This is a genomic window from Microbacterium sp. Au-Mic1 (genome assembly GCF_021341785.1).
Classification (GTDB): domain Bacteria; phylum Actinomycetota; class Actinomycetes; order Actinomycetales; family Microbacteriaceae; genus Microbacterium.
The window spans coordinates 275,037-293,950 of record NZ_JAJTTF010000005.1 but is presented as its reverse complement, the minus strand read 5'-3'; the positions used below and the strand labels follow the sequence as shown (position 1 = coordinate 293,950).

At 70.1% G+C, this 18,914-nt stretch carries 19 protein-coding genes; 3 read left to right on the top strand and 16 right to left on the bottom strand.

Annotated features, from left to right (window positions below; all coding sequences use genetic code 11):
- Positions 1 to 45: 45 nt before the first annotated feature.
- From LXM50_RS09170 to LXM50_RS18715, 5 genes are all read right to left on the bottom strand, one after another.
- Positions 46 to 480 (bottom strand): M15 family metallopeptidase, encoded by a 435-nt coding sequence (locus tag LXM50_RS09170; protein WP_233311008.1) that lies wholly within the window; start codon positions 478 to 480, stop codon positions 46 to 48.
- A 160-nt stretch (positions 481 to 640) separates the two neighbouring features.
- On the bottom strand, positions 641 to 1,144 hold the full coding sequence (locus LXM50_RS09165; RefSeq protein WP_233311007.1) for a hypothetical protein: 504 nt from the start codon (positions 1,142 to 1,144) through the stop codon (positions 641 to 643).
- A gap of 211 nt (positions 1,145 to 1,355) precedes the next feature.
- Positions 1,356 to 1,856 carry a hypothetical protein gene (locus LXM50_RS09160; RefSeq protein ID WP_233311006.1) on the bottom strand — a complete coding sequence of 167 codons (501 nt, stop codon included), beginning with the start codon at positions 1,854 to 1,856 and terminating at the stop codon, positions 1,356 to 1,358.
- Between the two features lie 11 nt (positions 1,857 to 1,867).
- A complete protein-coding gene (locus LXM50_RS09155) occupies positions 1,868 to 2,878 on the bottom strand; it encodes an endonuclease/exonuclease/phosphatase family protein (RefSeq protein WP_233311005.1) in 1,011 nt (336 codons plus the stop codon).
- A 73-nt stretch (positions 2,879 to 2,951) separates the two neighbouring features.
- A complete protein-coding gene (locus LXM50_RS18715) occupies positions 2,952 to 4,337 on the bottom strand; it encodes an ATP-dependent RecD-like DNA helicase (RefSeq protein ID WP_233311004.1) in 1,386 nt (461 codons plus the stop codon).
- A gap of 86 nt (positions 4,338 to 4,423) precedes the next feature.
- Between LXM50_RS18715 and LXM50_RS09145 the strand changes: the two genes are divergently transcribed.
- Entirely contained in the window at positions 4,424 to 5,542 is a 1,119-nt protein-coding gene (locus LXM50_RS09145; RefSeq protein WP_233311003.1) for a hypothetical protein, read from the top strand.
- A 119-nt stretch (positions 5,543 to 5,661) separates the two neighbouring features.
- Here LXM50_RS09145 and LXM50_RS09140 read toward each other — a convergent pair whose 3' ends face one another.
- From LXM50_RS09140 to LXM50_RS09115, 6 genes are all read right to left on the bottom strand, one after another.
- Positions 5,662 to 7,845, bottom strand: coding sequence for a cytochrome c oxidase assembly protein (locus LXM50_RS09140; RefSeq protein ID WP_374107820.1), 2,184 nt, complete (start codon positions 7,843 to 7,845; stop codon positions 5,662 to 5,664).
- Between the two features lie 269 nt (positions 7,846 to 8,114).
- On the bottom strand, positions 8,115 to 8,402 hold the full coding sequence (locus LXM50_RS09135; protein ID WP_045250850.1) for an HU family DNA-binding protein: 288 nt from the start codon (positions 8,400 to 8,402) through the stop codon (positions 8,115 to 8,117).
- A gap of 265 nt (positions 8,403 to 8,667) precedes the next feature.
- On the bottom strand, positions 8,668 to 8,973 hold the full coding sequence (gene rpsN, locus LXM50_RS09130; RefSeq protein ID WP_233311002.1) for a 30S ribosomal protein S14: 306 nt from the start codon (positions 8,971 to 8,973) through the stop codon (positions 8,668 to 8,670).
- A 3-nt stretch (positions 8,974 to 8,976) separates the two neighbouring features.
- A complete protein-coding gene (gene rpmG, locus LXM50_RS09125) occupies positions 8,977 to 9,147 on the bottom strand; it encodes a 50S ribosomal protein L33 (RefSeq protein ID WP_045250846.1) in 171 nt (56 codons plus the stop codon).
- Entirely contained in the window at positions 9,147 to 9,383 is a 237-nt protein-coding gene (gene rpmB, locus LXM50_RS09120) for a 50S ribosomal protein L28 (RefSeq protein ID WP_045271470.1), read from the bottom strand. Before rpmB ends, rpmG begins: the two co-directional genes overlap by 1 nt.
- 181 nt (positions 9,384 to 9,564) lie before the next feature.
- Complete coding sequence (locus tag LXM50_RS09115; protein WP_308192514.1) at positions 9,565 to 10,599, bottom strand: LacI family DNA-binding transcriptional regulator; 1,035 nt, start codon at positions 10,597 to 10,599, stop codon at positions 9,565 to 9,567.
- A gap of 139 nt (positions 10,600 to 10,738) precedes the next feature.
- On the opposite strand from LXM50_RS09115, the gene LXM50_RS09110 reads away from it, so the two are divergent.
- Together LXM50_RS09110 and LXM50_RS09105 are read left to right on the top strand one after the other, a co-directional pair.
- A complete protein-coding gene (locus tag LXM50_RS09110) occupies positions 10,739 to 12,001 on the top strand; it encodes an MFS transporter (RefSeq protein ID WP_233311001.1) in 1,263 nt (420 codons plus the stop codon).
- Positions 12,002 to 12,020: 19 nt separating this feature from the next.
- Positions 12,021 to 13,769: a glycoside hydrolase family 3 protein gene (locus LXM50_RS09105; protein WP_233311000.1), complete on the top strand. Its 1,749-nt coding sequence runs from the start codon at positions 12,021 to 12,023 to the stop codon at positions 13,767 to 13,769.
- Between the two features lie 46 nt (positions 13,770 to 13,815).
- Here LXM50_RS09105 and LXM50_RS09100 read toward each other — a convergent pair whose 3' ends face one another.
- From LXM50_RS09100 to LXM50_RS09080, 5 genes are all read right to left on the bottom strand, one after another.
- Positions 13,816 to 14,631 (bottom strand): DNA-3-methyladenine glycosylase, encoded by an 816-nt coding sequence (locus LXM50_RS09100; protein ID WP_233310999.1) that lies wholly within the window; start codon positions 14,629 to 14,631, stop codon positions 13,816 to 13,818.
- A 19-nt stretch (positions 14,632 to 14,650) separates the two neighbouring features.
- Positions 14,651 to 16,558 carry a hypothetical protein gene (locus LXM50_RS09095; RefSeq protein WP_233310998.1) on the bottom strand — a complete coding sequence of 636 codons (1,908 nt, stop codon included), beginning with the start codon at positions 16,556 to 16,558 and terminating at the stop codon, positions 14,651 to 14,653.
- The gene (locus tag LXM50_RS09090) at positions 16,548 to 17,360 is read right to left on the bottom strand and encodes a TIGR03943 family protein (protein WP_233310997.1); all 813 of its coding nucleotides are present in this window, start codon (positions 17,358 to 17,360) and stop codon (positions 16,548 to 16,550) included. Before LXM50_RS09090 ends, LXM50_RS09095 begins: the two co-directional genes overlap by 11 nt.
- Positions 17,353 to 18,360, bottom strand: coding sequence for a permease (locus tag LXM50_RS09085; RefSeq protein ID WP_233311047.1), 1,008 nt, complete (start codon positions 18,358 to 18,360; stop codon positions 17,353 to 17,355). Before LXM50_RS09085 ends, LXM50_RS09090 begins: the two co-directional genes overlap by 8 nt.
- A gap of 73 nt (positions 18,361 to 18,433) precedes the next feature.
- Positions 18,434 to 18,832, bottom strand: coding sequence for a Fur family transcriptional regulator (locus tag LXM50_RS09080; protein ID WP_233310996.1), 399 nt, complete (start codon positions 18,830 to 18,832; stop codon positions 18,434 to 18,436).
- Between the last annotated feature and the right edge of the window lie 82 nt (positions 18,833 to 18,914).

Sequence of the window (18,914 nt, the reverse complement as noted above, 5' to 3'; positions counted from 1 at the left end):
TGCAGGCCCAGCGTGCGCGGGATGCCGAACGGATTCCCGGCAGCGTCACCGCCCCCGGATGCCGAGCCGTCGAGTGGACCGGTGTATTCGATGTGCCAGGCTTCGGGCGGGTCGAAAGTCATAGCCCGCGGCCACGAAACCGTGGCCCGGTCCGTTCTCGCACAGCCACCGGGAACGCTCCGTCCCGATCCGTGTCACGCCGGCATCCGGCCCCGTGTCGCGGACGTCGAGCGCCCGCGGGCCCCGTGGCCCCGTCTCCTCATGATTCGAGAGCCCCGGAGCCGCAGCGAGGCTGTACCCGGGGCGGCGGTTGATCCAGCCGTCGTAGAGTTCGGCCTGCTCGGCACGGGTGCGGGTGCCATCGGTCACGAGGAGATCGAACCCGAACGTTTCATGGAACGCGGAACGCAGACCGGAAAATGCCCCCGCGACGTGTGCTTCGACTCGGTGGCTGTCGATGGTGGTGTAGTCGTAGGGCATCGCGCCCTCCTTTCACATGCGACGAGGCCCCGGATGGCGGGGCCCTCGTCAAAGAACAGCTCTCGTCACCGGGATCGTCGGCGCGGCTGCGGATCAGCACAGGCTAGGGAGCAGATTCCCTCCGGCGAGAGCAGCCGCGGTTCATAGCGGCTGGTCGGCATCATCCGATCGATACGTCCCCGGCCGACGCCGCCAGCCTCGGTATCCACATGGCCAGTGCGATCACGAGCATTGCGGTCCCGACGACCAATGCCGTCATGCCGACCCGGAACCGCGCTGAGGTGTGATCGACACGTCGCATGACGAATCCCGCGACGAATGCCATCGCGAAGGGCATCAGGGTGAGGACGAACATGAAGTTCGCGGCGACAGCGAGCCAGCTCGGCTCCGGCTCGTTGAGCGGAGGGGGCGCGAGCAGCACCCACTTCCAATACATCAGAAAGCAATCGGCCGATCCCAGCACAACCGCCACGGTGGCGATGGTCCGCGGGAACATTGCACGATCGTCCTGAGCGGCGTGCACGAGAAGCGCTGCCGCCAGCAGCGCGACAAGCCCTAGGTAGCTCCACTCCGCCCAGTCCCATCTGCCAGCGACCGCCGTGACGAGGCCCGCCGCGTTCGTGACGACAGCGTGAAAGAGCGAGAGAGCAAGCAAGAGGATCACACTGCAGAGAGTGGCGATCGCGATGGCGCGGGAGGGACGTGAGACCGCATCAACGCCAATGCTAGGGACATCCGTCCGGGGCTCCGCCATGAATCCGACCCTATCCGCGCGAACTGACTATCCGGTCGAGATCCTGGATCGATCCCACGAAAACCAACGGGGATCGGTGCGCCGTCGATGAATGGCGGCACCCCGATCCCTTCGGCGCCGGCTAAGCGCCCGCGAGACGCTTCAACGCGTCCATGAAGCCCAGGCCCAGCTGAACGCTCTGCGCCGCCGTCGGGGGAGTTCCCCCGAAATGCTCAGCCGGCAGCTGGCTCCAGGTACCAGGGTCAAACAGGTGCTCACCCGCGTTCGCGACCCACGACCAGTTCCCATCGAAACGGAGATTGACGAACTCGCGATACCGCCAGGTCGGATCACTTTGGCACGAAACCTCAATCGATCTCACGCAGTCGTCGAGATCTCGGCTCGGGTTGGCGCGCAGCATCCGGGCGACAAGGTATCCGTCCACATCGGCGACCATGTCTTCGAGGTCGAACTGCGGAGAGCCACTCGTTCCCAGATACGTCCCGAGCCAACTTCGAATGCTGAGCGAAGTACCGGAATCCTTGTAGTCAGCCCACCCTTGAGCAAGGTCCAGCCCGAACCCACCCAGATCTCCGGCCGTGACGGTGCTGCCCGTTGGCGGAATGCGCGGATGCCTGAGCACCTCTCACCGGATCAGTCGTGCCGCACCAGCACGGCGACCAGCGCCCGGTGGTCGGTTCCGCCGGTCGCGTCGACCACCCGCACCTCGCGCACGTGCCAGGCGGATCCGACGAGCACATGATCGATCGACGCGGCGAGCCACGCCGGCATCGTGGCCGGCCAGGTGCCGGTCGCCGCGGCATGCGCTTCGGTCGCGGCGTCACGGCAGTCGCCGACGTCGAGATGATCCACCGTGGCGTTGAGGTCGCCGGCGAGGATCAGCTCGGGCCCGATCCCCTGGCACTGCGCGCGGACCCAGTCCAGACCGGCGCGCCAGTCGTCCATGCCGTCGGTGAGCGGCGCGGCGGGGTGAGCGGCGACGATGACAGGGCCTGATCCGTCCACCGGCCGCCACACTCCGCTCGGCAGCCCGCGGGTCGTGCCCGCCGAGGCGTCGAGCCGGTACGCGCCTCGGCGGTCGGCGACGAGCAACGAGGTCGGGATCCACGACGGCTCCGACGTCTCGGCGACGGCTCGGGTGGTGGCAGCCGTCATAGGGATCCCCCCGGCGGTCGCCCGCCGCGCGACCTCGGCGGCGGCATCGTCATCCATCTCGGGCAGGCTGACCACCTCGGCCCCCGTGGAGAGCACGAGCTCGGCGACCTCGGCGGGCGATGTGGCACCGCCCTGGGTGTTCCACACCAGCACGGTCAGATCGCCGTTGCCCAGGCCCCTCGTCCCGCCGGCCGCCGTGCCGCGGGCGAAGAGCACTGCCGCGTTCCCGCCCGCGGCGAGCGCGACGACCGCCGTGAACGCGACCAGCATGCGCCGCAGCCGCACCGCCCGACGGCGCATCAGCAGCACCACGGCGCCGGTGACCGCCGCGACGACGGCCAGCCCGAGTGCCAGCGGCGCCCGGAACGCGATCAGCTGTGCCACACCGACGACGCGTTGCGCGCCGAGCGCCTGCGGCCACACGAGCATCACCGCGACCCCGACCGCGACGAGCAGCAGGACCGCCGCTGCGACTGTCCGCGATCGCACGCGATCAGGCGGATCCGGATCTCGTCGGCCTGATCCGGCGCGACCGCCTGACCCGTCGTGTCGCATGCGCGGCCTAGGACCCGACCTGCGGCGTGGAGTCGCCCTGGCGGGCCTCCCACGCGACGCGCATGAAGCGGCGCACGTCCTCGTCGACGCGGATGTCGCGGGGGCGCAACGGACGGGACAGATACAGACCCTCCAGCGAGGTCAGCCGCGACAGCGCGACGTACGTCTGCCCCGGGGCGAACGCGCCGGATCCGAGGTCCACGATCGCCCGGTCGTAGGTCTTGCCCTGCGACTTGTGGATCGTGACCGCCCACGCGAGCCGCAGCGGGAACTGGGTGAACTCCGCGACCACCTCTCGCGAGAGCGTCTTGGTGCCGGGGTTGTAGATGTAGCGGTAGCGCTCCCAGACGGCGGGCTCGACATCGACCTCCTCGCCGTCGATCTCCACCCGCACGGCGTCGCCGAGGATGCGCACCACGGTGCCGATCGTTCCGTTCACCCAGCGCGGCGGATCCGGCATCGCGGAGATGTCGTTGCGCAGGAACATCACCTGCGCGCCCTCCTTGAGCTGCAGCTCCTGGTCGGCCGGATAGTTGGCCTCGCCGCGGCCGAAGTCGCCGGAGATGTCGGCCTTGGCCTTCTGCACCTTGCCGGGCAGCGCCGCGAGATGGCGGGCGTTGATGCCGTTCACGATGTCGTTGCGCGTGGCGAGTGTGATCATCGGGATCTCGCCCGGCGCCGGCTCGGGCGGGGTTCTCGCGCCCGCGTCGTTGAGCGCGCCCGCGATCTCGGCGGTCACCCGGCCGTAGCGGACCGCGTTCAGCATCGCCTTGAACCCCGCGTCGGACTGCCGGTGGATGTGCACGAGCTCGCGCACGTGCAGCGTCGCGCCGTGCGTGCCGATGTCGAGCAGCCCGTCGGTGGCCTCGCCGCCGGTCCAGACCTTGGCGTCGAAGAACCAGAACGAGCGGTAGTGGTCCTGGATGTAGCGCAGCTCGTCACCGCGCGGCGGCACCGGCGCCAGCTGATACGGATCCCCGAACATCACCACCTGCACACCGCCGAACGCCTCGGCCCGCCGCCCGCGCGCCTGGCGCAGCGATCGGTCGATCGCGTCCATCAGATCCGCGTTGACCATCGAGACCTCGTCGATCACGAGCGTGTCGATCGCGTTCAGGATCTTGCGGGTCGCATCCGACTGGTCGATCTCGCTGTCGGCGATGAGGCCGATGGGCAGCCGGAACAGCGAATGGATCGTCTGCCCCTCGACGTTCAGCGCCGCGACGCCCGTGGGCGCGCAGACGGCGATCTGCTTCTGCGTGTTGTACGCGAAGTGCTGCAGCAGCGTCGACTTGCCCGTGCCGGCGCGTCCCGTGATGAACACGTGCTCGCGGGAGTCCTCGATCAGTCGGAACAGTTCTTCCTGTTCGGCGGAGAGGGTCGGCGTGCTCACGGTCCTCGAATTCTACCGGCGCGCGACTTTCTCCGGCGGTCGCGCATTCGGGGTTCCCGCAGGCGGGCTTTCGTAGACTGGCGCACATGGTGCAGTCGGCGGGGGTGCTGACGCCAGGCGTGCGGTCGCGCCGGGCGCGGAGTGCGCGTCGCCGTGCCTCGCTCTGGTCGGACCTCACGCTGCTCGCGGTCGTCGGCGTCGTCCTCGCCGCCGCGCTCGCGGCCGGCGGGCTCACCGTCTACCGCCAGTTCTACAGCCCCTCCGCCTTCGTCACGCGCTATCTCACGCTGCTCAGCGAAGGTCGCGCGGCCGACGCGCTGCGCCTGCCCGGCGTCGCCCTCTCTCACGGCGACCTCGACAGCGACACGTTCCGGGCCGCCTCCGATGCCCTGCTGCGCCATGACGCCCTCGGCACACTCACCGACATCACCGTGACCGACGAGCACGCCGACGGCAACGCCACGTCGGTCACCGTGACGTACAAGGCCGGGGGCCACCCCGGGTCCTCCACCTTCCGCATCGCGCAGGACGGCTGGATCGGCGTCGCACCCGCGTGGGAGTTCGCGCAGAGCCCGCTCGCCGTGATCTCGCTCACCGTGCGCGGATCCGACCGGTTCTTCGTGAACGACTTCGAACTCGACCGCCGTCAGGTCGCCGCGCAGGGGGCGGACTCGTCAGCACTCGACCCGGTCCCGATGCTGGTGTTCTCCCCGGGGCTCTACTCGGTGTCGGTGAAGACCGCCACCGCGACGGCCACCGGCATCGGCGTGCTCGCCGACAAACCGCTCGCCGACGTGCCGCTGGATGTGCAGGCCGCGCCCACCGACGCCTTCGTCAAGGTCGTGCAGCAGCGGGTCGACGACTTCCTGGCGCAGTGCACGACGCAGCATGTGCTGCAGCCCACCGGCTGCCCGTTCGGTCAGACCGTGCCCAACCGGGTCATCGACGGCCCCACCTGGAGCATGGTCAAGGGGCCAGAGATCACGCTGCAGCCCGATGGCGAGGGGTGGAAGATCGCAGCGACGCCCGCCACCGCGCACATCCAGCTCGACGTGAAGTCGCTCTACGACGGATCCGTGTCGCACGTAGACCAGGACGTGCCGTTCGAGGTGGACGGGACGATCCGGTTCCTGCCCGACGGGTCCGCCTCGATCAGCATCACCTCGCCCGAGCAGTCCGCCCCGCCGCCCGGCTCCGAGGGCTGAGCCCGCCCCGCAGGTGGTCGTTGAGCGAGGACGCCGAAGGCGACCGAGACGAAACGCGGTGCCCTGCCGGGGTGCCGCGTTTCGTCTCGCTTCGCTCGCTCAACGACCCCGTGGGTGCCTCAGCGCCCGCGCGCGGCGGCCCTGGCGTCCTTCTCGGCGAGCTCGGCGAGCCGCGCGTTGTACTCCTCGAGTTCGGCATCGCCGGTGCGGTCGGCGGCACGATCCTGGCGCTTCTGCACCTTCGCGTCGCTGCGGCTCCACTGGATCGCGACCGTGATGGCGAGGATCAGGGTGGGGATCTCCCCCACCGACCACGCCACGCCGCCGCCCACGTACTGGTCCTGCAGCGGCGTCGCTCCCCAGGTGCGGCCCATGGATCCGAACCACTCGGCGACCATCAGGCCCGACTGCATCATGATCGCCATGCCGAAGAACGCGTGCGTGGCCATCACGGCGATGAGCGTGATGAGGCGCCCCGCATAGGGCAGCCGCCGCGGAACCGGATCCACCCCGATCAGGCTGAGCACGAACAGGTACCCCGAGATGAGGAAGTGCATCGTCATCCACTCGTGCCCGATGTGATCGGTCATGGCCCAGCGCACAAGGTCGGTGAAGTAGAACGCCCACAGCGACAGCACGAAGATCGCCGCCGCCACGAACGGATTGGTGACCACACGCGAGAACGGCGAGTGCACGGCCCACAGGATCCACTCCCGTCCGCCCCTGGTGCCGTCATCGCGCTTGTCGATCGCACGCAGGGCCAGGGTGACCGGGGCACCGGCGACGAGCAGCAGCGGGATCGCCATGGACAGCATCATGTGCCCGAGCATGTGCACGCTGAACAGCGTCTCCTGGTACGCGTTGATCGCGCCCCCGGTGACCCACACCAGACCCAGCATCCCCAGGATCCAGAAGACCGTGCGGTGGATCGGCCAGGCGTCGCCGCGCCTGCGCAGCCGCAGCACCCCGAGCACGTAGAGCACGATGCCGAACGCGGCCGCGACCGCCCAGATGAGGTCGATGTTCCACGCGGTGATCCAGCGGATCGGCGTCAGCTCCGGCGGCAGCGGGGAGCCGGTGAGGATCTCGGCCGGTGTGCGCACGGTCGCCACCTCGAGTCCGGTGGGCGGAGCGGTGCGGGACAGCGCCGTGGCGAGGCCGGAGGCGATCCCCATGAGCGCCAGCTCCAGGAGGACCAGCGTCCAGAACGGGCCGGATCCGCCCGCCTCGAGCTTCGGGATGAGCCGGGTGCGGTAGCGGGCGCCGAGCGCGCCGAGCAGGATCAGCACGATCGCCTTGGCGACGATGAGGCCGCCGTAGGGCGTAAGCAGGCCGGCCCAGTCGCCCACCGCGACGATGGATCGCGCGACGCCCGAGACCGCCACCACGACGTAGGCGGCGAGAGCGAGGGAGGAGTAGCGGCGCACGACGGCTGCGAACGTGAGGGCGCCCTTGGTCTTCTTCGCGCCCGCCGACTTGTGTGCGCCCTTCGCTCCGGGCGTCACCGCGGTCTTCGCGCCGCTCTTGGCCGCGTTCTTCGCCACGGCGGTGCTCGCGCCGGAGCGTCCGGTCTCGGCGAGTTCGCTGCGGGATCCGCGCAGCACGATCAGCAGCACGAGGCCGCCGATCCACACCGCGGCGCCGATCGTGTGCAGCAGCAGCGAGTTCACGGCGGCGTCGTGGCCGCTGAGCTCGCCCGCGTGCCCCTGCGTCGCGAGCGGGATGAACGAGGCGGCGGCGAGGATCGCCGTGAGCAGTGTGGCGGTCCAGCCGCGGAAGGCGAAGGCGGCGATCGTGATGACGGCGCCCGCGAGAACCGTCATCAGCCACGCCTGACCGAGGGGCAGTTCCAGCAGGAACCGGCCCAGTTGCGCGCCGAACTCGGGCCCCGCGCTGAGCTTCACGCCGAGGGTCTGCAGGAACGTGAACAGGCCCGCCACGGCGCTCGCCACGGTGTAGACCGCGGCGCCGATGGACGCGGTGTCCAGCGCGATCTCGAACGACCGCGCCCCGCTGCGCAACGAGAAGAGCGCCAGCACCAGGGATCCGAGCATCGCCGCCGCGCCCAGGTTGCTGATCGTCTTCACGACGGGCAGGCCCCAGCGCACCACGGGTCCGGGATCGAGCAGCAGGTTCGGCGCCGCGCCCCCGCCGAAAGCGAGCCCGGCGACGACGGCGAGGATCGCGGCCCCGATGAGGATCACGGGACCGGCGATGCGCAGGGTCGGGGATCCGGCGGGCAGGGCGGAGCGGGCGGCATCCGACCCGGTCTCGGGGCGGACCCCGGTGGCGGGGCGATTCACCCCTCCAGCCTATTCCGCTGTCGCTCGGGGTCTGCCGGGAGCGGGCTCGCCCGACGCTCGCACCCAGTTCTCGGGGCGCATCCCCTCGTTTTGGGGCGCCGTACGCCGCGTTCCCCGCTCCTCACGCGCCCCGAACGGGAGAAGTGCGCCCCAAAGTGGCATCGTGCGCCGGCAACCTTCGCGCCCACAGAACCCAACGGCGCAGCAGAGCCGGTGCACGCGAAAGGCCGCCCCTCCGGGGAGGGGCGGCCTTGCGAGGCGGAGCCGAATTACTTGACGGCAGCCTTGAGCTTGGAACCGGCGGTCACCTTGACGCGCTTGCCGGCCGGGATCTTGATCTCGGCGCCGGTCTGCGGGTTGCGGCCCGTGCGGGCGGCGGTCGCGACCTGCTCGAAGGAGATCCAGCCCGGGATCGAGACCTTGCTGCCCTTGGCAACAGCGTCCGAGACCGTGGCGAACAGGGCGTCGAGAACGCCGGAGACGGCAGCCTGGCTCTGGCCGGTGGCGCTGGCGATGCTCGCGACGAGCTCGGTCTTGGTGATGGACTTGTCAGCCATTTCATCCTCCAGCGACGGGATCCCGTCGCTTCGTATCAGAGTTCCGGATGGGCGGATGCCCCCCGTTGGTCGAACGACCGCCTTGAATGTATCAACCAAACCCCGGTTTTCCGCGTCATTTCGCGGGTTTTGACGTTTTGCGGCGGCGTGTCGCGCCTCATCCGTCACTCCAGTCACAGGTCGGATCCGGAATCCCGACATGCAGAAGGGGCGGGGATCCGAAGATCCCCGCCCCTGATTCCCTGAACTCAGGGAAGAAGACTGCTTACCAGCTCGACTTGGTCACGCCGGGCAGCTCGCCACGGTGCGCCATGTCACGGAAGCGGACACGCGAGATGCCGAACTTCGTGAGGACACCGCGGGGGCGGCCGTCGATGGCGTCGCGCGAACGGACGCGGGCCGGCGACGCGTTGCGCGGAAGCTTCTGCAGACCGACGCGGGCGGCCTCGCGGGCCTCCTCGGTCGCGTTCGGGTCGACCAGGGTCTTCTTCAGCTCGGCACGACGCTCGGCGTAACGCTCGACGACGACCTTGCGCTGCTCGTTGCGCGCGATCTTGCTCTTCTTAGCCATGGATCAACGCTCCTCTCGGAATTCGACGTGCTTGCGAACCACCGGGTCGTACTTCTTCAGCACGAGGCGGTCGGGGGTGTTGCGGCGGTTCTTCTTGGTCACGTAGGTGTACCCCGTGCCCGCGGTCGAACGCAGCTTGATGATCGGACGGATGTCCTGTGCCTTCTTGGCCATTAGAGCTTCACACCCTTCGCCTGGAGGTCCGCGACAACCTTCTCGATGCCCCGGGCGTCGATCACCTTGATGCCCTTGGCGGACACGTTCAGCGTGATCTTGCGACCCAGCGACGGAACGAAATAGGTCTTCTTCTGCACGTTCGGGTCGAAGCGGCGCTTCGTCCGACGGTGCGAGTGCGAGATGTTGTGACCGAAACCGGGAACTGCTCCGGTCACCTGGCACACTGCTGCCATGATGACTCCTTCTCTACCGTGAGGCCGGACGGCCTCACCCAAGATCCCTTGTCTGCACGCCTCTCCCCCGCCCGATCGCTCGGCATGGAGGGGGAGGCACACGAACTGCGCACAGGAGTGTGCGCAGACAAAGAGCTACTCTAGCACGGATCCGAACCCGGGCGTGTCGGCGCGATCGCCGTCAGCGTGCCACCGCCGTCGACTCGCGAACGACGAGCGTCGGCTCGATCTCGATGCGGCTCTCGTCGAGCTCATCGCCGCGAATGCTCCGCAGCAGCAGCTCCACGGCGAGCCGCCCCATCTGCTCGTACGGCTGCCGCACCGTGGTCAACGGCGGGTCCGTCAGCAACGCAGCACGCTCGTCGTCGAATCCCGCGATGGACACGTCCTCGGGGACACGCAGCCCTTCGGCCCGCACCGAGCGGATCGCCGCGACAGCCATCAGATCGGCGACGCAGAACACCGCGTCGACCCCCAGGCCGTCGGCCAGGGCGCGGCGCAGCTCGGGCCACTCCTTGGCGGTCTCGTCGAAGGGCGACGCGCAAGGGATCACGAGCGCCTCATCGAAGGCGACTCCGGCTTCCTCGAGCGCGTCCCGGTACCCGGCGAGGCGCTCGTCCACGAACAGCCCGTCACCCCAGTTCGCGACATCCGCTGAGTTGAAGTCGGTGACGAGCATCGCGATGCGGCGCCGCCCCTGGGCGATCAAATGGCGCACCACCTCACGCGCGCCGTGCCGGTTGGCCACGGAGACCGTGGGGAACCGCACCGTCCGGCTGGTGTCGTCGATGGCGACGGCGGAGAGCGCGGCATCGTCGCAGGCTCGGCGCACTCCGTCCTGATCGGGCACGCTGATCACCACGACACCTTCGGTGGGCACGTTCGCCAGGCTCCGCACGACGGACGCCGCTCCGCCCGCAGCGCCCGCCACAGGGTGCACGAGCAGTTGGTAGCCCTCCTCGGCGGCGGCCGCGAACGCAGCCCGCACCACGGGCTCCCACCAGCCCCAGGCGGCGTCCGGGACGACGACGCTGATCGCCTGGTATCCCCCGGAGCGCAACGCCCGCGCAGCGACGGACGGGCGATAGCCCAGTTCCCTCGCGATCGTGCGCACCCGGTCACGAGTGACTTGGCTCACGTCGGGATGATCGCCGAGCGCACGGGACACCGTCGCGACACCGACTCCAGCCGCAGCCGAGACATCGGCCAGCGTCACTTTCCGCACCTTCGACCCCTTCCGGATCCTTCCCGGTGATCATGGACTTGACGACACGCCCGGGTTCGCCCTACCTTATCGGTACCGCTACCGCAAACGTTACCGGTAGCGTTTCCAATCGCTCGATGTTGAGGATCCCATGACCGCTTCCCCACTGCCGGAGACCGGCGTCGCAGTCCGGCCCGTCCGCCCGGCGTTCGTTCTGATCTACGCCCTGGCCATGTTCGGCATCTGGATGTCGATCATGCTTCCGGCATCCGTGACGCTCGCGCTGCGCATCTCGCAGATCGATCCGGACGGCAAGACGACAAGCTATTCGATCGCCGCCGGCGTGGGAACGCTCGTCGCTCTGATCGCCAACCCGCTGTTCGGTCGCCTCAGCGATCGCACCCGCAGCAGGTTCGGCCGCCGGCGCCCGTGGATCGTCGTGGGCCTCGCGGGCACGATCGTCGGCGCCGTGATCATCGGGCTCAGCAGCTCGTTCCCACTGCTGCTGCTCGGCTGGATCATCATGCAGGCCTTCGTGAACGCGGCGATCGCCGCCGTGCTCGCCATCGTGCCCGACCGGGTGCCCGAGAAGCAGCAGGGCATCGTCGGTGCACTCAGCGGCACCGCATCCTCCGCCGCAGTGCTCGTCGGCGTGTTCTTCGTGCAGTGGTTCCCCGACAGCGTGATCGCCCAGTTCGGCCTGCCGGTGATCGTGGCGGTGTTGTTCTCCGCGCTGCTGATCGTGATGTTCCGCGATGACGCCCCCGCGCCCGCCGACATGCCGCCGTTCAGCGTCAAGGAGTTCTTCGGCAGCTTCTACATCGACCCGCGACGTTCCCCCGACTTCGCGAAGTTCCTCGCCGCACTGTTCCTGATCGCTTGTGGCATGGGCGTCATCTCGACCTACACCGTCTACCTGCTGCAGGATCGTGTCTCCCCGCCCGAGGCGGAGCTGCCCGGCCTGATCACGCTCGCATACGTCATCCCCGGCATCATCGCCGTCGCCAGCGCCCCGCTCGCCGGATGGCTGAACGACCGCACCGGACGCCGAAAGGTGATCCTCGGAATCGGCGCCCTGTTCGTCGTCGCCGGGCTCGTGATGCTGGCCTTCGCCGATACCGTGCCGCTGTTCATGGTCGGCCTCTCCCTGTCCGCAGGCCTCGGCACCGGCATCGCGTACGGCGGCTACATCGGCTTCGCCGTGGCCACCATGAACGACCCGGCCACGGCAGCCCGTGATCTCGGCGTCGTGAACATCGCGCTCTCGCTGCCCTACTCCGTGATGCCGTTCATCGCCCCCCTGCTGCTCGGCATCGGCGGCGGAGTGGCGAACTACCCCGCGCTGCTGCTCGTCAGCGCCGCCCTCACGTTGCTGGCGTTCGTGCCGATGCTGCTCGTGCGCTCCACCCGCTGACGAATCCGGAGAAGAACCGATGAACGACTACCAGGATCCCTCCCTGCCGATCGATCGCCGTGTCGAGGACCTGCTTCGCCGGATGACGGTCGCCGAGAAGGCCGCCATGATGTTCCACCCGTCCACCGCTCCCGCGGGCGACGGACTCAGCGAGACGGAGGCCCTCGCCGCCGCCGAGCGCTACGCCGGCGCCGTCGGCATCAGCCATTTCAACGTGCTCGGCGGGGAGGACAGCGCCGCCGTCGCCGAGTGGCACAACACCCTGCAGGAGATCGCCGAGTCGACCCGGCTCGGGATCCCGATCACTCTGTCCTCGGATCCTCGGCACGGCTTCCGCAGCAACCTCTTCACCGGGCAGGCGCTGGACAGTCTGTCCCGCTGGCCCGACTACCCGGGGATCGCGGCGATCGGCGGGCTCGACGCCGCCCGCACGTTCGGCGACACCATGCGGCAGGAGTTCCTCGCGATGGGCATCCGGGTGCTGCTCGGCCCCATGGCCGACATCTTCAGCGAGCCGCGCTGGTCGCGCGGGTCCGGCACCTTCGGCGAGGATCCGGAGCGCGTCGCCGACCTGACCGTCGCATTCATCGAGGCGCTGCGCGGCGGACCAGAGCTCGGCCCGGAGTCGGTCGCCGCCGTCGTCAAGCACTTCCCCGGCGGTGGCCCGCAGCTGCGGGGCGACGATGCGCACGACCCGCGCTACCCCGAGCAGGTCTATCCGGGCGGGCAGCAGGAGCTGCACCTGCGCCCGTTCGAGCGCGCCTTCGCGGCCGGAGCCACCCAGGTCATGACCTACTACGGCAAGCCGGTCGGCACGGCGTGGCCCGAGGTCGGGTTCGCGTTCAACGCGCCCGTGGTGCAGGACATCCTGCGTCGCCGACTGGGCTTCGACGGCGTCGTCGTCACCGACTGGAACCTGCTCGAGGCCGAACCCATGGGTGATCTGCAGTTCGGCCCGAATGGATGGGGGCTGGAGCACCTCACCCCGGGCGAGCGCGCGGCGATCGCGATCGACGTGGGCGTCGATCAGTTCGGTGGAGACCGCAATGCGGCTCTGATCGAGGAGCTCGTCGATTCCGGCCGGATCCGGGAGTCGCGGCTCGACGAATCGATCCGGCGGCTGCTGCGGGAGAAGTTCCGTCTCGGAGTGTTCGAGCACCGTCGCGTCGACGTCGCCCGCACTCGGGAGATCTGCGGATCGCCGGAGTTCACCGCCCGCGGGGTGCGTGCGCAGGCGCAGTCCCTGGTACTGGCGACGGCGGACGCGCCGGTGCTCGCGACCGGTGCACGGGTGCTGCTCGACGGTGTCGCGGCGCAGGCCGCCCGCGACGCCGGCCTCGTCCCGGTGACGGATGCCGCCGAGGCGGACGCGATCGTGGTGCGTCTGGACGCGCCGTTCACCCCGGGCCGCGGATCGCTCGGTGACTTCTTCCACGGTGGCACGCTCGCGTTCGACGACGAGATCCTCGAGCGACTGACGGCATACGCATCGGTCGCGCCGGTCTTCGTATCGGTGTACCTGGAGCGCCCCGCAATCCTCGGCCCCCTGGTCGAGGTCGCCGCGGCGGTCGTCGGCGATTTCGGCGCGAGCGATGCCGTGCTGCTGGCGGCGTTGCAGGGCCGGGCGGCGATCACCGGTGCGTTCCCGTTCGACATCCCGGCATCGATGGAGGCGGTCGAAGCATCCCGCGAAGACGTGCCCTTCGATACCGCGGAGCCGCGCTTCCACACCGGTTTCGGCGTGCGGCGCGCGCAGAGCGCAGGCTGAGCCCGCACCGGCTCGGCGGAGACGGCCGGTCGCGCGGTCTCCGGGATCAGCGTGCGGCGGCCTCGGCGGCTCCGCGCCCCCAGCGGAACGGGGACACGGTCGGATCCCCGGGGATCCAGAACCGCCAGGGGAACGCGTCCGTGCCGGCGTGACCGGCGACGCCCACCCGCGGGCCGGAGGCGATGTCGGCGAGCGGCTCCGCGAGCCACAGCTCGGCAACCGCACCGGCCCGCGGCCGCCCGGTGATCGCGTCGATGCCGTCGTGCTGCGGGTGCCGCAGGCCCGAGGCCTGCCCGAACCGCCCGGGGCCGCGAGCCAGGTCGCGCCGCTGGGTCGCGCGGAGCGGCAGCACACCGCTCTCAGGATCGATTTCCTCCGGGGGCGCGATCCGCTCCGTTCTCGGTGACTTCGGCGAATCCACCCTGAGAACGGGAAACAGCCCGCGCCGCACCGCCGCCACCTCGACACCCGTCTCCACCTCGCCGGCACGCAGCAGCACACCGCCGGCCACTCCGTCCGGCCCGCACACCACGTTCACGCACGAGTGGATGCCGTGGCTGAGGTAGACGTACAGATGCCCGGGCTCGCCCCACATCGTGGCATTGCGCGCGGTACGCCCCATCCGGGCGTGCGATCCGGGGTCGTGCCGGTCGCCGACGCCCTTGCCGTGGTAGGCCTCGACCTCGGTGATCCGCAGCTGCACCTCCGCGCCGTCCACGAGCGTGCGCAGCCGGGCGCCGAGCAGACGCGGCGCCACCTCGAGCGGCAGCGCCAGTAGGTCCTCCCGCGTCGCGCGGCGCAGCCCCGCACCGTCGGATCCGCTCCTGCTCGTGCCGCCGCGGCGGGCGTCGGATCCGGTCATCGGCTGGCGGACCCGGTCATCACCGGTGCGGCGCCTGCGCGCACCACGAGGGGTCGAAGCCCGCCAGCACCACGAGCTCCTTGCCGGTCTTCGTGTCGACGATGTGCGTCTGCATCGTGGTCGGCAGCGGCAGCAGCGACTGGTCGTACGGGTTGTTGACGAGCTTGGGAGCCACCACGATCGCACTGTACTGCCCGCTCGGCGACGGGCAGGCCTGCATGATCGCATCGGATCCGGTCACGCTGAACAGCTTCGTGGCTTTGCCGTCGTCGCCCACGCGCGTGACGATCTGTCCGGTCGGCAGTCCGGTGGCGTCTCGGGTGGCGACCTGTCGCAGCGTTCCGCCCGGGAAGGGGGCGATCGTGCCGGGCACGCCGAAGTCGGGCGTGGAGGCCGCCAGGGGCTTCTCGGATCCGTCCGCGAGATTCAGCTCGACGAGGTCGTTGCCGCGGCTCACGATCGCCGTGTAGGTGCCGCGGGAGATGCCCTCGACGGTCTGCGCGGCGCCGAGGGCGGTCGGCTTCGCCTTCGCGTCGGCGCGGTCCTCGACGTACAGCGCGCCACTGAAGTCGATGAACAGGGCCGAGGACGAGTCGGGCACGAACGCCCACTGGGCGATGCTCGGCATCTTGTCGCCGACCGTGACGATCTGCGGCTCGCCGTCGCCCGTGAGCGACTGGGTCACCAGGATGCTCGCCCGGCCGCTGGTCGCGCTGATGCCCTTGTCCGTGAAGGTGTATCCGACCAGGTTCCCGCGTTCCGACACCTGCAGGTTCGAGAGGAACCCGGCGCCGGGCAGCTTCAGCTGCCGCTGGTTCTTGCCCTTCCGGTCCATCACCAGCAGCACCGACGCGCCGTCCTTCTCGGTCGCCACCACGAGGTGATCGGCGGTGGCCCGGAAATCGTCGATCTTCTCGTGCTGCACCACCGGGACCGCGTTCTTGCCACCGAGATCGGTGAGGAAGATCGTGTCGTCGCCGTCGGCGTTGCGCTGGAGCAGGAAGATCGTCGACTTCGGCGTCTGGAAGGTCGCCTGCAGCGTGCTCTGGCGCTGCTTGTCGGTGCCGGTCGCGTCCTTCACGGTGACGGTGTAGTTCGTGTCGTCGTCGAGCGGCACGGTGAAGCGGATCCCGAGGTTGCGCCCCGACGTGTCGACCGTGAACGGAGCCTGCGGACTCACGGTCACCTGCTTCGGATCCACCTTCGCCAGCGGCTGGCTGGCGGTGATGATCATGCGGGTGCCGGAGGCGTCGATCGCGGACTGCGCGTCGATCTTCACGCTGCTGATCCGCGGTCCCTGCAGCAGCGTGATCACCCCGAACGCCGCGACCACGACGACGAGCACTGCGATCACCGCGCCGAGGACCAGCGGGAACCGTCGGCGGCGCTTGACGGGTTCCGGGGTGGGATGCGGCTGCCACTCCGGCGCCTGGAGCCGTGGATCCGTCGGAGGTTCCTCGACATGCGCGTCGTCCGGCACGAGGGGCGGGTCCTGTTGATGCACGCGCGTGGCCGCTGGCGCAGCGGGCGCCGGGGCCGCATCCGGGCCGCCGGTCGTGTCCGAGCCGCCGGTCGAGCCCTGACCTGTTTCGTCCCTCGAGACGCTCACGCCCGATGGCCCGTTCGGGGTGCGTCGCGGGCCCGGCCTCGCGTCGAAGACCTGCTCGGGCGCGGCGGAGCGGGTGACCGGCTCTTCCGCGGCCGGCACGGCGGGGATCCGCGGAGCCTCCGGGACATCCGCGGCAGCCGGAACCCCGGGCGTCGCAGGTGCCGGCGCGGAATCACCGGGAGCAGCCGGCTCGGCGCCCTCCGGCGCCGACGCGGAGCCCTCCGGCGCCGCGGGCTCCACGGCAGCCGCCTCCTCCGCGGCGCGGCGCGCGCGCAGCTCGGCGCGGGTGAGGGGGTGATCCGCGTCGTCAGTGCTCATAGGGGTCCTTCGGCTCCGGGATCTTCGACACACTGGCCGGCACGATCGAGAGCTTCCCGTCCGCACTCGCGCGGACGGTCCCCTTCACCTGGATCCAGTCGCCCACAGCGTACTGTCCCTGCCAGCCGCTGATCTGCACGGGCACCGACGCGGGCTGCGCGTCGAGCACGCAGTGCGTGATGACCATGCGGGTGAGGTGCGCCTGATCCTTCGCGGATCCGCTGGGCGTCAGGAAGCCCGTGAGGGTCACCGTGGATCCGTCGTACTTCTCGGGCCGGGAGCCCGTGGCGAACACGCTGGCCCAGCCGCCCACGCCGAACGTACTGGTGTCGGTGTTCGCCCCGAGGGCGACGTCGTCGGCGCCGGCGAACAGGACATTGCCCATGGGGGCGCGCTGCATCGCCATGTCCACCGAGAGGGATGCGGGAGGCAGCAGCAGCGCGCCGGCGACGACGCCGGTCGCGATCACTCCGCCGGTCGCACCCACCACGGCCCCGAGGACACGGCGCGAGGACGAAGCGTGCGCGTGATCGTGGTCGTGGCCGGCGTTGCCGTGATCGTGCCCGTGATCCTGCTCCGCGCCGAGCGGCAGCATGCACGACCACACGGCCCCGACGAGCGTCACGATCGCGGCGGCGACGGCGAACCACACGGTCTCGGGGCTGATGTAGAGGGTGAGTCGTCCCGTGAAGGCGAGGGCGAGGGTCGCGATCGCGAGCGCGGCCGCCAGGCCGGCGCCGAGCCAGCGGGTGCCGAGGGCCTGCGCGCGGGAGGGCCGGTGCGCGGTCGTCGTCTCAGGCAAGGATGTTCACCCCGATCCCCAGGGCGAAGCCGAACAGGACCACGATGCCGACGATCCCGGCAAGGGTGCGGGCGGTGAAGGTGGTGCGCAGCAGCGCCATCATCTTGATGTCGACCAGCGGACCCACCAGCAGGAAGGCGACGATCGCGCCCGGGGAGAATGTCGAGGCGAACGAGAGCGCGAAGAACGAGTCGACGTTCGAGCAGATCGCCACCGAGATGGCCAGCGCGATCATCGCGACGACCGACAGCAGCGGGTTCGAGCCGATCGCCAGCAGCACGTCGCGCGGGACGAGCACCTGCACGGCGCCGGCGAGCGCGGATCCGATGATCAGCGCGGGCATCACGGCGCGCAGCTCGATGAGGAACTGGGCGAGACTCCGGCGGATCCCGGATCCCTGCTCGTGCACGACCACCTCGCAGGTGTCGCGGAAGCGCGCGGTGAGCAGCGCGTCGGGATCCGGATGACGACTGTAGACCCAGCCGATCAGGTTCGCGACGAGGTAGCCGCCGACGAGGCGGGCCACGAGGATTCCGCCGTCGAAGCCGAAGGCGGCATGGGTCGTGAGGATCACGATCGGGTTGAGGATGGGCGCCGCGATCAGGAAGGTCAGCGCCTCCGCCGGCCCCAGGCCCCGCATCATGAGGCCGCGCGCGAACGGCACGTTGCCGCACTCGCACACCGGGATGAGCATGCCCAGCAGCGACAGCACGGCCCGGCGCGCCCAGCCGCGCTTCGGCAGCACGCGCTCGATCACGCCGGCGGGCAGCCACACCTGCACCACGATCGAGAGCAGCACGCCGAGGATCACGAACGGCAGCGCCTCGAACAGCACACTCAGCGACAGGGTGAGCCCGTCCTGCAGCCGGTTCGGCAGGCGGGCGGAGAACAGATGCGGCGCCAGCACGTCGATCGCGATGAGGGCCGCCACCACGGCGACGCCGATCGCAGCGCCGATGAGCGCCGCGCGACCGGACAGCCGCGGCGGTGGGGTGCGCAGCGCGTGCGGAGTCGCCGCGCCGTCTCGTGCGGCAGTCGCACGGCGGCCGGGGGTCGTCAGGGTCACGCGGGGATCACTCCTGGGCGGCGTTCGCGCAGCTCGCGCACAGTCCGAAGATGTCGACGACGTGCTCCGCGTCGCGGAAGCCGTGCAGGGCCGCGGTGCGCTGCGCCCACTGCTCGACGTCGGTGGCCTCGATCTCCACGGTCATCCCGCAGGAGCGGCAGATCAGGTGATGGTGGTGGCCCTCGCTGCTGCACGCGCGGTAGAGCGCCTCGCCCTCGGGGCTCTGCAGCGAATCGGCCTCACCCGAGGCCGCCAGCCCGGCAAGGGCGCGATAGACGGTCGCCAGGCCGATGCCGGTGTTGGCCTCTCGAAGCGCCTGGTGCAGCGTCTGCGCGCTGACGAATCCGCGCACGTCGGAGAGCTCTTCGCGCACGCGTTCGCGCTGCCACGTGTTCCGCTGAGCCATGCCTCGAGTCTAGAGCGGGGTTCTGGTCCGCGGCTGGGAGCGGCGTATCCGTGACCTCCGAGCGAGGATGGGGGTCGTTGAG